This window comes from Chryseobacterium sp. CFS15 (assembly GCF_031118795.1).
Taxonomy (GTDB): Bacteria; Bacteroidota; Bacteroidia; order Flavobacteriales; family Weeksellaceae; genus Chryseobacterium; species Chryseobacterium indoltheticum.
Window position 1 is genome coordinate 213979 of record NZ_JAVHYL010000004.1, and the last position, 17089, is coordinate 231067.

19 protein-coding genes are annotated in these 17089 nt (G+C 34.6%); 14 read left to right on the top strand and 5 right to left on the bottom strand.

From position 1 onward, the window contains the following. Positions 1–29 precede the first annotated feature (29 nt). The 4 genes from coaD to OH814_RS08025 are packed head-to-tail and all read left to right on the top strand — an operon-like array spanning position 30 to position 2110. Complete coding sequence (gene coaD, locus OH814_RS08010; RefSeq protein ID WP_115620359.1) at positions 30–497, top strand: pantetheine-phosphate adenylyltransferase; 468 nt, start codon at positions 30–32, stop codon at positions 495–497. A 41-nt stretch (positions 498–538) separates the two neighbouring features. Continuing rightward, positions 539–895, top strand: coding sequence for a four helix bundle protein (locus tag OH814_RS08015; RefSeq protein WP_308827819.1), 357 nt, complete (start codon positions 539–541; stop codon positions 893–895). 44 nt (positions 896–939) lie between these two features. Next, the gene (locus tag OH814_RS08020) at positions 940–1572 is read left to right on the top strand and encodes a trimeric intracellular cation channel family protein (protein WP_076557704.1); all 633 of its coding nucleotides are present in this window, start codon (positions 940–942) and stop codon (positions 1570–1572) included. A gap of 4 nt (positions 1573–1576) precedes the next feature. After that, complete coding sequence (locus OH814_RS08025) at positions 1577–2110, top strand: hypothetical protein (protein WP_308827820.1); 534 nt, start codon at positions 1577–1579, stop codon at positions 2108–2110. Between the two features lie 50 nt (positions 2111–2160). Here OH814_RS08025 and OH814_RS08030 read toward each other — a convergent pair whose 3' ends face one another. Together OH814_RS08030 and OH814_RS08035 are read right to left on the bottom strand one after the other, a co-directional pair. Next, positions 2161–2727 carry a hypothetical protein gene (locus OH814_RS08030; protein ID WP_074231089.1) on the bottom strand — a complete coding sequence of 189 codons (567 nt, stop codon included), beginning with the start codon at positions 2725–2727 and terminating at the stop codon, positions 2161–2163. A gap of 111 nt (positions 2728–2838) precedes the next feature. Next, entirely contained in the window at positions 2839–3330 is a 492-nt protein-coding gene (locus tag OH814_RS08035) for a dihydrofolate reductase (protein WP_076557698.1), read from the bottom strand. Between the two features lie 74 nt (positions 3331–3404). Between OH814_RS08035 and OH814_RS08040 the strand changes: the two genes are divergently transcribed. From OH814_RS08040 to OH814_RS08060, 5 genes are all read left to right on the top strand, one after another. Further along, positions 3405–4013, top strand: coding sequence for a LemA family protein (locus tag OH814_RS08040; RefSeq protein ID WP_076557696.1), 609 nt, complete (start codon positions 3405–3407; stop codon positions 4011–4013). Further along, positions 4013–4441, top strand: a complete 429-nt coding sequence (locus tag OH814_RS08045; protein WP_174565086.1) for a TPM domain-containing protein — start codon at positions 4013–4015, stop codon at positions 4439–4441. Before OH814_RS08040 ends, OH814_RS08045 begins: the two co-directional genes overlap by 1 nt. After that, positions 4422–5225 (top strand): TPM domain-containing protein, encoded by an 804-nt coding sequence (locus OH814_RS08050; protein ID WP_308827821.1) that lies wholly within the window; start codon positions 4422–4424, stop codon positions 5223–5225. Before OH814_RS08045 ends, OH814_RS08050 begins: the two co-directional genes overlap by 20 nt. A 179-nt stretch (positions 5226–5404) precedes the next feature. Continuing rightward, a complete protein-coding gene (locus OH814_RS08055; RefSeq protein ID WP_076557690.1) occupies positions 5405–5926 on the top strand; it encodes an NAD(P)H-dependent oxidoreductase in 522 nt (173 codons plus the stop codon). Between the two features lies 1 nt (position 5927). After that, the gene (locus tag OH814_RS08060) at positions 5928–7811 is read left to right on the top strand and encodes a monovalent cation:proton antiporter-2 (CPA2) family protein (RefSeq protein ID WP_076557688.1); all 1884 of its coding nucleotides are present in this window, start codon (positions 5928–5930) and stop codon (positions 7809–7811) included. Between the two features lies 1 nt (position 7812). Here the strand turns inward: OH814_RS08060 and OH814_RS08065 are convergent, their stop codons facing one another. Then, positions 7813–8622 (bottom strand): head GIN domain-containing protein, encoded by an 810-nt coding sequence (locus OH814_RS08065; RefSeq protein WP_308827822.1) that lies wholly within the window; start codon positions 8620–8622, stop codon positions 7813–7815. Positions 8623–8766: 144 nt separating this feature from the next. On the opposite strand from OH814_RS08065, the gene OH814_RS08070 reads away from it, so the two are divergent. Both OH814_RS08070 and OH814_RS08075 read left to right on the top strand, forming a co-directional pair. After that, positions 8767–10908 (top strand): M3 family metallopeptidase, encoded by a 2142-nt coding sequence (locus OH814_RS08070; protein WP_308827824.1) that lies wholly within the window; start codon positions 8767–8769, stop codon positions 10906–10908. A gap of 162 nt (positions 10909–11070) precedes the next feature. Further along, entirely contained in the window at positions 11071–11448 is a 378-nt protein-coding gene (locus tag OH814_RS08075; RefSeq protein ID WP_076557677.1) for a YchJ family protein, read from the top strand. 92 nt (positions 11449–11540) lie between these two features. Here the strand turns inward: OH814_RS08075 and OH814_RS08080 are convergent, their stop codons facing one another. Together OH814_RS08080 and OH814_RS08085 are read right to left on the bottom strand one after the other, a co-directional pair. Next, positions 11541–12041, bottom strand: coding sequence for a peptidylprolyl isomerase (locus tag OH814_RS08080; protein WP_076557675.1), 501 nt, complete (start codon positions 12039–12041; stop codon positions 11541–11543). Positions 12042–12145: 104 nt separating this feature from the next. Further along, complete coding sequence (locus OH814_RS08085; protein WP_076557673.1) at positions 12146–12397, bottom strand: VF530 family DNA-binding protein; 252 nt, start codon at positions 12395–12397, stop codon at positions 12146–12148. Between the two features lie 118 nt (positions 12398–12515). Here OH814_RS08085 and OH814_RS08090 point away from each other — a divergent pair, with 118 nt between their 5' ends. The 3 genes from OH814_RS08090 to OH814_RS08100 all read left to right on the top strand — a co-directional run bounded on the left by OH814_RS08090 (position 12516) and on the right by OH814_RS08100 (position 17072). After that, entirely contained in the window at positions 12516–12668 is a 153-nt protein-coding gene (locus OH814_RS08090) for a hypothetical protein (protein WP_308827825.1), read from the top strand. Next, on the top strand, positions 12665–13876 hold the full coding sequence (locus OH814_RS08095) for an exonuclease SbcCD subunit D (protein ID WP_308827826.1): 1212 nt from the start codon (positions 12665–12667) through the stop codon (positions 13874–13876). The genes OH814_RS08090 and OH814_RS08095 overlap by 4 nt, the downstream gene beginning before the upstream one ends. A 157-nt stretch (positions 13877–14033) precedes the next feature. Next, positions 14034–17072, top strand: a complete 3039-nt coding sequence (locus OH814_RS08100) for an AAA family ATPase (RefSeq protein ID WP_308827827.1) — start codon at positions 14034–14036, stop codon at positions 17070–17072. Positions 17073–17089: the final 17 nt, after the last annotated feature.

Below are 17089 nucleotides of genomic sequence, written 5' to 3' on the forward strand. Positions count from 1 at the left end.
TAACCCATAACTTATAACTTTATTTGCGCATGAAAATTGCTGTTTTTCCGGGATCTTTTGACCCGATTACTTTAGGCCATTATGATATTATCGAAAGAGCAGCGGCGCTTTTCGACAAAGTAATTATCGCCATTGGTCAAAATTCTCAAAAGAAATATATGTTTCCTATTGAAAAAAGAATGGAATTCATACAAAATTCTGTCGCCGAATTTCCCAATGTGGAAGTTGATTATTTTGAAGGCTTAACGGTTGATTATTGTTTTGAAAAAAATGCTCAATTTATTTTAAGAGGCCTAAGAAATCCTGCCGACTTTGAATTTGAAAAAGCAATTGCCCACACCAATCGTACCTTAGCCCACAAAAAACTGGAAACCGTTTTCCTATTGACCTCATCTGGAAAATCATTCATCAGCAGCAGCATCGTAAGAGAAATCATCAACCACGGTGGTGAATATGAACTTTTGGTTCCTGAAGCGGTAAGAGTTGAACATAAGTAATGAATAATTGGCAATGAGTAATTTTAAATACAGTTAAATTGATGGATTTTAATCAAATCTTTAGAGATAGAACAAAAATATTTTCAATATCAATTATAAAATTGCTTTCACCATTATCTTATTCGGATGCTCTTTCAATCATTAGAAAACAGATCATAAGATCTTCTACTTCTGTTGCTGCAAATTACAGAGCTGTTTCACGGGCAAGATCTGACAAAGAAAGGTTTGCAAAAATCTGTATTGTGGTCGAAGAAATAGATGAGACCCAACTTTGGCTGGAAATTATTGAAGAACTTGAGTATGTAGATTCAGAAAAATTATTTGTTATAAAATCAGAATGTGAAGAATTAGTCAAAGTAATGACAACCTATAAATTTAAATTATCGCAAAATATTTAAGCGTAATCAATTACTCATTACCTATTATTTATCACCCATAATCAATGCACGAACAAATCAATTTTGCAATAGAAATCCTTGGTACGATATCATTTTCGATGTCGGGAAGTTTTGCAGCGATGCAGAAAAGACTAGATCCGTTCGGAGTTTTGATTATTGCCTTCGTTACTTCAGTTGGTGGCGGAACAGTAAGAGATTTGCTGCTCGACATTCCTGTTTTTTGGATGCACGATCTTCTGATGTGTGGCGTGATTTTGATAACCTCTATTTTTTCGATGATCTTTAAATCGATTGAGAAAAATTTTAAAGTAACTTTATTTATCTTCGACAGTTTCGGACTGGGATTATTTACCATCATCGGTGTTCAGAAAGGATTAAACGCAGACATTCATCCTTTAATATGCATCGGACTTGGAACCATCACCGGCTGTTTCGGTGGTATAATCCGGGATATTTTACTCAATAGAATTCCTTTAATTTTCAGAAAAGAAATTTACGCAAGCGCCTGTATTATTGGCGGAGCAATATTTTTGATACTCAACACTTTTACCGATCTTTCTTATACCATTATTCAGATTTTCACTATTTTATTGATTGTTGCCATTAGAACATTCGCAGTAAAATACCACTGGCAAATGCCCAAATTTTACGGTTACAATAATGATGCTGAAATGTAAGATTGTGAAAAAAGCATTCCTTCTATTAGCTTTATCCATATTATTTTCTTGTAAAAATGAAAGTAAATTTGATCTGGAAAAAGATCTTTATCAATTTTCAGAAAAAATGGAAAATGGAGACACTTTGGAGGTTAACGTTGATCATTCTGCCTGTATGTTTGCTGCATATGAGAGATATAATTTCGTAAAAGAAAATGACACTTTACATTTAGAAACCCATTCGGAAATAAGCTCATTTGAAAAGAAACAACAAACTTTACCCACAATCATTTATCCTTTTAAACCCAACAATTCTCTTTCTTTTGAAAATTATTTTAAATATTTAAAAAAAGAAAATAGAGCTAAACGGGAATATGGTTCACCCTTAGTAACCGTTTATTATCCTAATAAAAATCAAAGACAATATTTCAATGATGACGGCTTAGATGATAAGTTCAAAAAGCTGGATAAACTTCTCTCAATTAGAGAAAAAATTTATCCTAATGATAAATTCTTCGAATTCCCAGAACCTCCTCCTCCACCTCCGTCCAGAAAATAAAAAATGCACTAAATTTAATTAGTGCATTTTTTATTTATTTTTATCTGCTATTAAAACTTTCCTCTATTCCTCATGTTAGGATTATGCATATGCTTTTGCATCGTTGGCATTTTCAACTGATCTTTCAGCATTTTGATCTGATCGGCCATCATCCCTGCCGAGTCTAATCTTTTTGCTTCTTCCAAAAGTTTTTGTCCTTCCTGTCTTCTGCCTTTAGAAATCGCTCCGGCTGCCAAATTAAGCGTTGCCATTGCGCGGTCATGTTTCATATTCAAACCATAATCCAAAGCTTTTTTCATCAAAGGCTCCACTTGCGTAGGATGTTCCTGTGCTAAAACCAAACCTTGTAAATAATGGTAATATCCGTATTGATTTTTATGAAGTTCAGTTTTATAATCTTTAATATTATTTAAAAACTTTGAAGCTTTAATCATGTCTTGTTTTCTCAATTGCCAAAAAGCTAAAAGGATATTTTCGTTCTTAAAAAATAAGAAGATCGGCAATGCAGCCAACAGGAAAATTACAATTCCCCAGCCTAAATTTCTTGTAAAAAACATCATATAAAGACCTCCGATAATCAGAAGTGCCGCAACTATGATTTTTATGTACTTATTCATTATTAAATTTTAGAAGTGCAAAGATAGGAAATTTGGTTGTTAGTTTTTAGTTGATAGGGAATGGTTTCTAATTAAATTTCCACACATTAAAAAACGATCAGCCAACAACTATTAACCATTAACCTTTTCATACGTCTGAAAACAGAAATCGTATTGATTTTTTTCGTCTTTTTCGTGGCAGGTTTCTTCAGTTTTTTTCCAGATTTTGTCGTTGATTTTTGGAAAATAAGTATCAGCTTCAAGATTTGCTTTTACTAAAGTTACTTCAAGGCGGTCTGCAATTTCCATGGTTTGTTCGTAGACATTTCCGCCTCCGATGATGAAGATGTTTTCATCTATTTTTTTTGCAAATTTCACCGCTTCTTTAATGCTTCCAACAATTAAAATCCCTTCCTGAAACCAGTTTTTCTTTCTTGAAACAACAATATTGGTACGGTTGGGGAGTGCTTTTCCTATACTTTCGTACGTTTTTCTCCCCATAATAATCGGGTGTCCCGAAGTTAAGTCTTTAAAATGTTTTAAATCTTTGGGAAGATGCCACAATAACTGATTACCAGAACCAATCTCGTTTTTCTCTCCCATTGCCACCACAATTGTTGTCATTCAATAAATTTTCTGCAAAATTAGCACTTAATTTGTATATTTGGTTAGCACAAAAAATAATTAAAAATTAAACTATGAAAAATAAAGGTTGCTTGAGCGCCGGAACCATCGGCATTGCTCTTCTTATCATCGTTGGAGTACTTTTTTTCTGGGGAAAAAACGGATATAATAATTTTGTAGCACAGGAACAAAAAGTTGATGCAAAATGGTCTAACGTACAAACGGTATATCAGAAAAGGGCCAACTTAATTCCCAATCTTGAAAGAACAGTAAAATCATATTCAAAATTTGAGCAGGAAACATTAACGAAAGTTGTGGAAGCCCGTTCAAAAGCAACTTCTATTAATATCAATCCTACCAATTTAACGGAAGAAGATATGGCAAGATTCCAGGCTGCACAAGGTGAACTTTCCGGAGCATTGAGCCGATTAATGGCCGTGGTAGAATCTTACCCAAATCTGAAAGCAGATCAGCAGTACATCAATTTCCAGAGAGAATATATTGCCATAGAAAACAGCATCAGAACAGAAACCGTGTATTACAACGATGCTGCGAGAGATTATAATATTTCGATTAAGCAGTTTCCTAATAATATTCTGGCAAATTTCACCAATTTCAAAGAAAAACCTTTATTTAAAGCACAAGCCGGAGCTGAAAATGCACCAAGTGTATTTACTGAATAATGAATCGTTTTTTAACAGATCAGCAGATTACTTCTCTTGTAGAAGCCATTCAATCGGCAGAGCAACATTCTACCGGAGAAATCCGTGTGCATATTGATTCTACGACAAACGATCAGATTGCACAAACCGCTTTTGAGGTATTTAAAGAATTATGTAAAGATAAAACCGCCGAAAAAAATGCAGTACTTTTTCATGTCAATTTTGAGAAAAAATACTTAACGATCATCGGCGATTCTGGAATTCACGAAAAAGTACATCAATCGTATTGGGATCATCTGCATGATTATATCACGTCAGAATTTTCAAAAGGTCATTTTTATCAGGCTTTAAAAAGCGGAATTCTGGAAACCGGCTTAGAATTAAAAAAACATTTTCCAATAAAAGGAGAAAATCACAACGAATTACCCAATGAGATTACATTCTCTTAAAATATTTTTCACATTCATCTTAGTCTGCTGTTATGGTTTTTTATCAGCACAGTACTCTATTCCCGAAAAACCTGCAGTTTTATACCCTGTTTATGACGAGGCAAATTTACTTACAGCGCAAGAAAAGAATGAACTGAATAACAAACTCATCAAATTCGCAGATTCTACCTCAACAGAAATTGAAATTATTATCATTCCATCCACTAAAGGTGAAGATGTGAACTATTTAGCAACGATGTTTGGTGAAAAATGGGGAATTGGCCAGAAAGATGTAGACAACGGAGTTGTTTTTTTGATTGCTAAAGACGACCGAACGATGTCAATTCAGCAAGGAAGAGCGGTGGAACAATATTTAACCGCTTCAGTTGCCGGGCAGATTTTAGATTACATCGTTACGCCCAATTTCAGACAGGGAAAATGGTATGAAGGCATCAATGGAGGCACTAATGCTATCATGGAGGCGGTTCAGGGAAAATTCAAACCGATTGCTAACAAGAATAAATCAGGAGATATAAGTGTTACAAAATTACTCATTATTGCCTTCGTTATTTTTATTATCCTCGCTATCTTTTTCGGAAACCGAGGCGGCGGAAACGATGACGACGGCGACATTATTCTAAGTCGCAGAGGACGAAGAAATTATCCCGGCGGATTTTTTCCATTCCCTTTTCCAGGAAGTTTTGGCGGCGGATTCGGTGGCGGAAGCTCTCGAGGCGGCGGCGGTTTTGGAGGATTCGGTGGTGGCGGAAGTTTTGGCGGTGGCGGAGCTTCTGGTGGATGGTAAAAATAAAATATGAAACTTCGGTTACATGGAACTTTTCTTATCATTATCAACTCCAAACATGGAAAATAATTTTAATTCTATTCTTTAATTCTCTTTTTTCTCCATTAAAATTCAATTAAACTTATCATAATTATTCATATTTCTCTCAATTTTCATTATTTTTACTGAAAACGGGTTCTATGAAGAAAACGCTGGTGGTTTTTGCCCATCCTTATTTGGAACATTCTACCTCAAATGTGGAGTTAATCAATTTCTACGTTCGTCATCAACATTTTACACTTCGTGATCTGTACGAAGAATATCCCGATTTTCATATTGCAGCTTTCAGAGAACGAAAAAGACTGCAGCAATATGACCGTTTTATTTTTCAGTTTCCGATCATTTGGTTCGGAATTCCTCCTTTACTAAAATTATGGATTGATGAGGTTTTCGACAGAAACTGGATTAAAGAAGGCGAAAATAATCCTCTCGAAAACAAAGAAGTATACATCGTTGTGACAACGGGCGGAAAAGAAAGATCTTTTTCAAAAGAAGGAACGTACAAATATACCATCGATGAATTGATCAGCAGTCTAGTCGTTTCACTGAATGTTTTTAATGCCAATATCAAAGACATTACCGTCGTCTATGAAGCCAATAAATTGTCAAAAAAAGAAATTATTTTACAGAAAAAGAAATTTGTCGAAACCCTAAATCAATAATATGGAATCTACCTTAGCGATGAACACCTTACTCTTTTTGGGCGTTGCCATTATCATGGTTCCGCTGGCAAGAAAATTAGGGTTAAGCTCGGTGATTGGCTATATTTTAGGCGGAATTATCATCGGACCGTATGTTTTGAGACTGACCGGACATGATGTTAACAATATAATGCACGCGAGTGAATTTGGAGTTATCATGCTTCTTTTTTTGGTAGGATTAGAACTGGAACCGCGGAAATTCTGGGAAATGCGGAAGAAAATCGTTGGGCTCGGTCTTACGCAGATGGCTCTTACTATTTCAATACTTTTCCTGATCTTTTTTTTGGCTGGCTGGAAAATTGACAAAGCAGTTACCATTGCCATGTGTTTTGCATTATCGTCAACTGCAATTGTTTTACAGACTCTACAGGAAAAAAATAATCTTAAAACTACAGCTGGCGAAGCTTCCTTTTCAACACTTTTATTTCAGGATATTGCTGTCATCCCTATTTTGGCGATTTTACCTGTCATCGCCAATTACAAAGCGCGGCATCATGATAATGAAGTTCAGATCTTAATTCAGAAACTTCCGGAATGGCTTCAGGCAGGAACCGTAATTTTTGGTGTAGTAATTTTAATTTTATTGGGAAGATATGTTTTCGTCCCCTTTTTAAGATACGTCTCAAAAGCAGGAATGACGGAATTATTAACTGCCTCTTCCCTATTTCTGGTGATAGGAGTTTCAGAATTAATGGTTGCTATCGGATTATCCCCGGCTTTAGGAGCATTTTTAGCAGGCGTTATGTTGGCAAACAGCGAGTTCCGTCATGAATTGGAAGCCCATATCGATCCTTTCAAAGGCCTTCTTCTCGCCGTATTTTTTGTCAGCGTTGGCTCTACGATGAATTTTAATGTGATTGCTCAGGATCCTGTTTTCATTTTCAGTACTGTTTTTGTCGTTTTAGCGGTGAAATTCTTTGTACTTTTTGCAATCGGAAAGTTCTTTAAAATTGATACTCCACAAAGTTTATTTTATGCTTTTGCCCTTTCCCAGGTTGGAGAATTTGCTTTTGTACTCATAAATTACGCTTCAGATCTTTATCTTTTTGATGCAAAAATGAATGCTCAAATGATGGCAGTAACTGCAATCACGATGTGTATTACACCAATTCTTTTAATTATTAATGACAGGCTGATTACTCCGAAGTTCATCAAAAAGATTCCTGAAGTAAAGTCAGATTTTGATATTCGTGACCGTAATATTTCACAGAAAAAAATCATCATTGTCGGTTTCGGTCATTTTGGAAGCACCGTCGGAAGACTTTTGAAAGCCAATAAAATATCAGCGACCGTTCTCGACAGAGATTCAGACAGAGTAAAATTATTGAGAAGTTACGGTTTTAAAGTCTATTACGGAGATGCAACAAGAATTCCCGTTTTGAGAGCGGCCGGAATTGAAGAAGCCGAAATTCTGGTTTTGTGTCTTGATGATCCCGATGACAATAGATTTGTAGCTGATTTGGTTCGTGAGCAATATCCTGATGTGAAAATATTTGTCCGCGCTAAAAACAGAATCGACGCGTACGCTTATCTAGACAACGGAATAGATAATATTTACCGTGAAACATTAGGCACCGCTGTTGATATGGCCATTGATGTTTTACATGAAACCGGAATGCGAAAATATGCAGCAAGACGTCTTGGACAAAGATTTATGGCAATCGATAAGGCATCAATCCGAAAATTGGCAAAATCAAAAGATGACGAAGATATACGTCTTTTTACCACAAAAGAAATCCTCCAGCGAGAGGAGGATTTATTGGCTTATGATAATTTAAATTTTGAAAACAAAGACTGGGAAACCTCATCAACAGATGAAGACGAGGATGAAGAAACCCCACAATAAATTATTGCAGATCTACGCTTCCCCCACTGCTTTCTTCTTTGCTTACAGTAGTTACATTTCCTTTTTTGATACCTTTCACACTTCCGCCCGAAGATGCGTGGCCTTCAAATTTTGAGGAAACAGTAATTTCTATACTTGCACCACTTGAAGATTCAGCTTTCACATTCTCTGCAACCACATCTCTTGCAGAAATACCGCTTCCTGAAGATGAAGTAAGATTTGCATTTTTAGCTTTCCCTGAAATTGTAACATCTGCTGCGGAAGAAGCTTCAACACTAAGATTTACCGCCCAGATTTGCCCTTTGAAAGTAGCGCTGCTTCCCGCATCAATCTCCATATCATTGGCTTCAAGTTTCCCTGAAATATGAGCTGCACTAGAAATTTCGATATCTGTTTTCTCCTGCGTGAACTGGTCTCTAACGACAATTATTGCTGCAGAGTTGGCCTCAAGTTTTTTAAAATCTTTAGCATAAATTTTTGCTTTCACATTATTGGTATTCATCACACGAACTCCTGTTTTATAGTGAATATGAAGCTCACCGCCACTGTTATCTACCAAAACTTCATCAATAATATTTGCAGGTGCAGAAATTACCACTCGTTCAACATCAGATTTAATAATTTCAGCTTCAATCGCTTGAGAAACTTCAATTTCATTAAAATCTCCTTTAAATTCTTTTTGTTTTAAAGATCCGTGATCTTTATTGGTAACGTCTGGTAACCAAGTTGATTTCCCTTCTCTGTTCTCATTTTTCTTGCAAGAAGAGACAATCAGTAGTCCCGAAAAAAGTAAAATTGCTGTGTATTTCATGTTTTAATGTTTAGAAGTTTAGTTTTTAATATCTTTATACTTTAATAACAACTAAATTATAAAATCTCTTACAATTGACAATAAAAACAATTTTTAAAATCAAAAGAGATTCTATATAACCTTTAAAATAATAAACATTTGCCCATGAAAAATATTTCATCAGTATTGTTAATTTCTGCCTTGGCATTCAATTATTCTTGTACCACAATGAAAACAAACGACATAAAACAGGAAATGCCTGTTCCGGACGCATCACTTTCTTCCAATCCTTTTATGAAGAAAAGCAAACTTCAGTATGAAGCTCCCGAGTTTGATAAAATTAAAAATGAACATTTCAAACCGGCATTTGAATTTGGATTAAAACAACACGATGCTGAAATTCTGAAAATCGCAAACAATAGCGAAGCTGCAACTTTTGAAAACACCATTGTTGCATTAGAAAAAAGCGGTGAAGTTTTGAAAAGAACAGTTATCACATTTTCAAACCTAACAAGTGCGAATACAAATCCTACTTTACAGGCTTTGGATGAAGAATATGCGCCAATTTTCGCAGCACATTCTGATAAAATGTTCCTCAATGAAAATCTTTACAAAAGAATAAAATCAATCACAGAAAACGGATTAGATTCTGAAAGCAAAAGATTATTACAATTCTACAAACAAAATTTTGAAATCGCAGGAGCTAATCTTTCTGCGGCTGACAAAGAAAAATTAAAGCAGGTCAATCAGGAATTGGCATCACTTTCCACTCAATATTCAAATAAATTATTGGAAGCGAGAAAGCAAGGTGGCGTCTTCTTTTCTGATGCTAAAGAATTAGACGGTCTTTCAACAGATGAAATTGAAGCTGCTGCAAGCGACGCAAAAAATGCAGGACAACCCGGAAAATATCTTTTAGCTTTACAGAACACCACGCAACAGCCCCTTTTGCAAAATCTGAAAAACAGAGCAACAAGAGAAAAATTATTCAAAGCATCGTGGCAAAGAGCTGAAAAAGGTGATGCAAACGATACTCGTGAAACCATTGAAAAATTAGCAAAATTAAGACTTAAAAAAGCTCAGATTTTAGGCAAAAAAAGTTTTTCAGAATGGAAATTGCAGGATCAGATGGCCAAAAACCCTGAAGCTGCTGTAAAATTGATGAATCAAATTGCAACTCCGGCTGTAGAAACGGCAAGACGTGAAGCAAAAGACATTCAAGATTTGATCGATCAGCAAAAAGGAGGTTTCAAAGTAGAACCTTGGGACTGGAATTTTTATGCTGAACAAGTAAGAAAAGCAAAATTTGATTTAGATGAAAATCAGATTAAACCTTATTTTGAAATCACAACCGTTCTAGAAAAAGGAGTTTTCTTCGCTGCCGAAAAATTCTATGGATTAACGTTTAAGAAAAGAACAGATCTTCCGGTTTATCATCCAGATGTTGTAACCTACGAAGTTTTCGATCATGACGGAAAATCTATCGCAATCTACTATCTTGATTTCTACACAAGAGATTCTAAAAGCGGTGGAGCTTGGATGAGCAACTACGTTGAACAATCGTATTTATTAGGAACAAAACCTGTCATTGTAAACTGTTATAATTATCAGAAACCGGCTCCGGGAAAACCTTCGTCAATTAGTTATGATGATGTTTCAACGATTTTCCATGAGTTTGGTCACTCTATCCACGGAATGTTTGCAAGCCAGAAATATCCATCCCTTTCAGGAACCAGTGTACCGAGAGATTTTGTGGAATTCCCTTCTCAGATTAACGAACACTGGGCTTTAGATCCTGTTGTTTTGAAAAACTATGCCCTTCATTACGAAACCAAACAACCTATTCCACAGGCTTTGGTTGATAAAATTAAGAAAGCGTCAACTTTTAATCAGGGTTATATGACGACCGAATTGGTTTCTGCTGCTGCTTTAGATATGGATTGGCATTCGGTAACGAGCGAAAATCAATTGCTTCCTGTTTTAGATTTTGAAAAACAGTCTTTAGCTAGCCACGGATTTACTTTGGCAACTGTACCTCCGAGATATCACACTCCATATTTTGCACACATTTGGGGTGGCGGTTATTCTGCAGGATATTACGCTTATTTATGGTCTGAAACTTTGGACAATGACGCTTGGGAATGGATTAAAAATAATGGTGGTCTTACAAGAGAAAACGGAGACCGTTTCAGAAAATATATTCTTTCTGTAGGAAATTCTGTAGATCTGAATCAGGCATTCAGAGATTTTACAGGGCATGATCCGGATATTAAGCCGTTTTTGAGAAACAGAGGTTTTATTAAATAAAATTAGAAAAGCATTCATTGATTTGGATGCTTTTTTTATGTAAATAGAAGGTGTGGAACTTTATAAATGAAACAACTTTAATTCTCGCAAATTTTGCTGACTGAATGATTTAATATAATTCAAAAAACTTTTGCGATTTTTGTAGCTTAAAAAAAATAAAAAATGATCTGTCCTTGCTGCTCAGGAAAACCATACGAAGAATGTTGCAAACCTTACCATACCGGAGAAAAGTACGCTCCAACAGCTGAAGCTTTGATGCGCTCGAGATTTTCTGCATTTGCTATTCCCAATGGAAAATATTTAATGGAAACAACTTCTCCCGGCAAAAGGCAATTCCACAATACAAAAGATTTACAGGAGTGGGGCGAAATCAACGAATGGACGAAGTTGGAAATTGTGAATAAACCATCGATGAATAAAGTAGAATTCAAAGCATATTATACTGATGAAGACGGGCAAAAACAAATGCATCACGAATTATCAACATTTAAAACGATACAAAACCGCTGGTTTTATGTGAGTGGAGAGTTTTTAGATTAACCAAAAAACTTTTGCGTTAAAAAGCTCTTCCTATTTTAATCAAAAAAAATGTCCGAAAAAATCGGACATTTCATATTGTATGTAAATATTTTTTAGTGAGCCTCGTTTCCGTCAATTCCATGAGCGTGACCGTGAGACAACTCCTCTTCTGTTGCAGGACGAGTATTTAAAATTTCCACCTGGAAATCTAAAACTTTCCCAGCCATTGGGTGATTAAGATCTGCCACAACCACTTCCGGAGTAACTTCTACTACAAAAGCCTGAAAATTGTTCCCTTGGTTATCAGATAAAGGCAAAATAGCTCCGATCGGTGGAACTCCAGATTCTGCAAACATATCGATTGGCAATTGTGCGATAGCATCGTCTTGCTTTTCGCCATAAGCTTCTTCCGGCTGAATTACAAAAGCAGCTTTATCACCAGCTTTCAATCCAAGGATATTTTGTTCAAATTTTGGGATCATCATTCCCATACCGTATAAAAATGTAAGCGGATTTTCTGCAGTTGTTTCTTCTACAAGGATTTTGCTTCCATCCTCTTCGATAGTGTGAAGAATGTACTTTACAGCTACCACATGATTGTTATCAATAGTCATATTTCTTTTTTTGCGTGATTTTTTTCACGATTAAACGGCACAAAGATACTGTTTTTGAAATGATTGATTAAGGAAATGCATGTAAAGAAAGAATCTTAAACATACTACTTCCTGTTTTTTGATTCCGCCTTCTTTTTCTGTCTTAAAACATACAAATACAAACTCTCTACTTTTGCTCTTGCCCAATCTGTCTTTCTCAAAAACTTCAATGAAGAATTAATGCTTGGATTATCTGTAAAGCATTTGATATTGATTTGTTTCCCCAATTCCTCAAAACCCTGATAATATTCTACCAGCTCTTCAAGAATGGCATCCAGACGTTTTCCGTGTAAAGGATCTTTTGATTTTTCTTCCATAACGCAGTAAAATTAAATATTTTATCAGACTTAATACTAAAATTGTTTATACTCTTAATCTTTAGTATTTTTGATGAAGGTATTTCTCACTTATAAAAATCACTCATTCCGAAAAAACATGAGCAAGAATAACGAAGCGAACAGGAAAAAAAATAAAAAGCAAATCGATCAGAAAAAGCGCAAAATACAAAATGCGGAAGCAGAAAGAAAAGCACGTTTGAAACAAATTCGAGAAGATTTTAAAGCAAGAGAAGCTGATAATACATTATGAAAATCCTCCACACCGCCGATTGGCATTTGGGTAAACGTCTCGACCGTTTTTCTAGATTAGAAGAACAGGTTTTGGTGATGAATGAAATTGTTCAGATTGCAGATGAACAAAATGTGGATCTGGTTTTGGTTGCCGGAGATTTGTTTGATAACTTCAATCCGAGTGTTGAAGCGACAGAACTTTTTTATAAAACTTTAAAACGGTTATCATTAAACGGAAAACGTCCGGTTATCGCAATTTCCGGAAATCACGATTCGCCAAGTTTAATTGACGCACCCGATCCTTTAGCGCGCGAATGCGGAATTATTTTGATCGGACATCCAAAAGCTAAAATTAATCCTTTTGAACTTGAACATTTTAAAATTTCAAATTCAGCCGAAGGATTTATTGAACTGGAATTTAAAAATCAAAATTTCCCTGTTCGGATTTTGCACACGCCTTATGCCAATGAAATTCGTTTGAAAGAATATTTTGGTGAAAACAAAGAAGAAGAGCTCAACAGAGTTATAGCCGAAAACTGGAAAAAAACTGCCGATGAATTTTGCGATCAAAATGGCATCAATCTTTTAATGGCGCATTTGTATATGAATAAAAAAGGCGCTCCGATTTTGGAAGAACCGGAAGGCGAAAAACCTATCAAAATTGGAAATGCAGATCTGATTTTTTCAGATATTATTCCATCTCAAATTCAATATACGGCTTTAGGACATTTGCATGGTTTTCAAAATATCGGAACTGATGAAAAACCTGTTGTTTACTCATCTTCGCCGTTATGTTACAGCTTTAGCGAAGCCGGACAGACGAAATATGTTTCCATTATTGATGCAGAACCTAATAAAAAAGTTTCATTTGAAAAAATCGCTTTACAAAACGGAAAATGTTTAGTTAGAAAGACTTTTGATTGCATCGAGAAAACGATTGAATGGCTGAATGAAAATCCAAATACATTAATTGAACTCATTTTGGAAAGCGAAACTTTTCTAAAAGCTGAAGAAAGAAAACTCATCTATCGATCTCACAACGGAATTATACATCTCATTCCAAAAGTGAAAAATCAGGATTTTAATGAAAACCAATTGAGTGAAATTAACCTGAATCAGGATATTCAAACTTTATTCAATGATTATTTTAAATCTAAAAATGGCGGTCAGGAAGCCAATGAAGAGCTCCTTAATTTGTTTAACGAAATTGCTTCAAATAATTCATAATTTTTTAACCGCAAAAGAGACAAAAGATTTTAATTCTTTATGAGATGTTCAAAAGTTCCCAAAACTAAGTTTCATACATTTTGTTGACTTTTGGCTCACTTATTTCAATATTTTCTTTTGTCTCTTTTGAGGTTAAATAAAAAATATATTCATAAAAATGATTCCAATTCAATTGACTTTAGAAGGTCTTTATTCTTATCAGGAACGTCAGAAAATCGATTTTGAAAACCTTACGCAAGCCGGGCTTTTCGGCATTTTTGGTTCAGTTGGTTCCGGGAAATCATCTATTTTGGAAGCCATTTCATTTGCTTTGTACGGCGAAACGGAGCGTCTCAACTCCAGAGACAAGCGTGCTTACAATATGATGAATTTGAAATCTAATAAATCTTACATTGAGTTTGATTTCATCAATTTTGAAAACAAAAAATTCCGTGCTACAAGAGAGTTTAAACGTAATTCTAAAAATTTTGAAGATGTAAAAACTCCAACCGTCACTTTCTACGAATGGAAAAATGAAAACTGGATTCCGCTAGAACATTCTAAAGCTGAAAAACTAATTGGTTTGAGTTATGCCAATTTTAAGCGAACCATCATTATTCCGCAAGGTCAGTTTAAAGAATTTCTGGAATTGGGAGCGACAGACAGGACCAATATGATGAAGGAAATCTTCAGCCTTCAACGTTTTGATTTACAAAACAATGTTTCAATTTTAAATGCTAAAAACAGATCTGAACTCGACCAGTTGGAAGGTCAGCTAAAAGGTTTTGAAGAAGTGAATGAAGAGCAGATTTCAGCTCAAAAGGAACATTTAAAACTGGAACAGCAGAAATTTGATGAGGTAAATAAAACATTCAAAAAAACAGAAGAAAAGTATCTAAAACTAAAAGGTCTGAAAGAAGATTTTGAAGTTTTTAGTCATAAAAAAACTGAGTTTGAAAAACTGAATCAGCAGAAAACTGAAATCGATATTTTAGAAGCAAAAACTGAATTATTCGACAAAATTTTCAGAATCTTCACGCCACTGATTTCCGAAAAAAATAAGCTTGCAAAAGAAATTTCAGATCAACAGAAACATAAAGAAGACCAACTTAAAATTGTACAGGAAACTGAAATTCGGTTTGAAGATGTAAAAAATAAACTTTCTGCGATTCAACCCAAATATGAAGCATTGAATCAGTCTAAAATTCAAGAAAATGATTTGGGTTTGATTTTACAAATGCAGAGATTTTCTGGAGAAATTGAAACCTTAAAAGAACGAACAAAAAAAGGTTCGGAAAAAGTAAAAGAAGTTGAAGGGAATCAGAAATTAATTCAGCAAAAAGTTGAAGAATTTTCTAAAAATGCAGAACTTTTAAAACCTAAAAAATTAGATTCCAGTTTATTATTACATGTCGGAAATTGGTTTTCTGAAAATAAAAAATTAACCGAAACCAAGCAAATACAATCTGAAAAGACCAATATTAAAAAAGCTGAAATTACCAGAATCTCTGAGGAATTAAAACCTTTCAACATCAATCCTGAAACTTTTAGAAATGATTTTAAAACTCAGATTGAAAATTTAGAAAATCAGAAAAAAGTACTCTCTGACAAACGGAATCAATTGGAAGTTCAGCAAAAACTAGCTCATTTTGCTAACGAATTGCACGACGGAGAATCGTGTCCGCTTTGTGGTGCTTTAGAACATCCGAATATTGTAGAATTTGATGATGTGAATTCTGAATTAAACGAAATTCAAAAACAGATTGAGCAAATTGAAATTCAAAAAGATCAGATTCAAAAACAATCTTTAGAAATAGAAAAAATTCTTGACCGCAAAAAGATTTTCGAGGAACAATTAAAATCGGAAGAAGAGAGTTTAAAGCAGATTCAAATCAACATTGAAGAGCATCTAAAAAACTTTAATTGGAAAGAATTTAATTCAGAAAATCAAAATGATTTTGAAGAAAAACGACAGCAATCTTTTACTATTGAAAAACAGATCGATGAACTCAATCTGCAAATCGGTCTGGAACAAAAAAATCTGGAGAAAGAGCGAGAAAATCTTGATAATTACAATAAAGCTTTAGAAAAATTCAAACTTGATGAAGCGAAAAAAGAAGAACAAATCAAAACCAATGAAGCCAATTTAAAAGTTCTACAATGGGTTGATTACGAGAAAAAACCAATCGCTGTAACCGAAGAAATCTACAATAAATTATCACAATCGAATCGTGAAACTGAAGAGAATTATCAAAAATTAAATAAGGAAAAAGAAGAAATTTCGCCAAAATTAGCTGAACAAAAAACAATCGCCAATCAGTTGGAAAAACGAATCTCTGAACTTGAAAAAGAAATTTCAGAAAATGAAAATCTGATTAAAAAAGCTTTATCAGAAAAGAAATTCAGCACTTTAGAAGAAATTCAGAAAATTCTTATTCAGGAAATTAATGTTTCGGAAACAAGAAATAAAATTCAGGAATTCAGAATTACTTTTGAGATTTTAAAAAACAGCATACTTGAACTTGAAGCCAAACTGAAAGATCTCTCTTTCGATCGGGAAGAATTTTCAACCCTTGAAAATCAGCTCAAAAGCTTTGAAAATGATTTGAAAATCGCCAATGATTCTGTCGTAAAAATTGCCACCGAAATTGAAAGACTGGAAAAAGAATTTAAGAAAAAAGAAAATCTTTTAAAAGATTTAGCCAGCCTTCAAAAACGTGGCGAAAATCTGAAAATCATGACCAATCTCTTTAAAGGAGCTGGTTTTGTGCAGTATATTTCATCTATTTATCTTCGTCAATTGTGTGATCATGCGAATGTACGTTTTCATCGAATGACTCGAAACCAATTGAGTTTACAACTAAACGAAAATCATGATTTTGAAATCATCGATTACCTGAATGAAGGCAGAAGCAGAAGCGTAAAAACTTTATCTGGCGGACAATCTTTTCAGGTTTCTCTAAGTCTTGCTTTGGCATTGGCAGAAAGCGTACAAACCCATGCGCAGTCTGAGAAAAACTTCTTTTTCATCGATGAAGGTTTCGGAACCCAAGATCTGGAGTCGGTAAATATCGTTTTTGAAACACTGATGAATCTGCAGAAAGAAAACAGAATCGTGGGGATTATTTCGCACGTTGAAGAACTGAAAGAGAAAATTCCGGTTTCGCTGAATATTACAAAAGATGAGGAACGGGGAAGCTTAATTGAAATTGTTTAGAAAAATTTCACCTTACT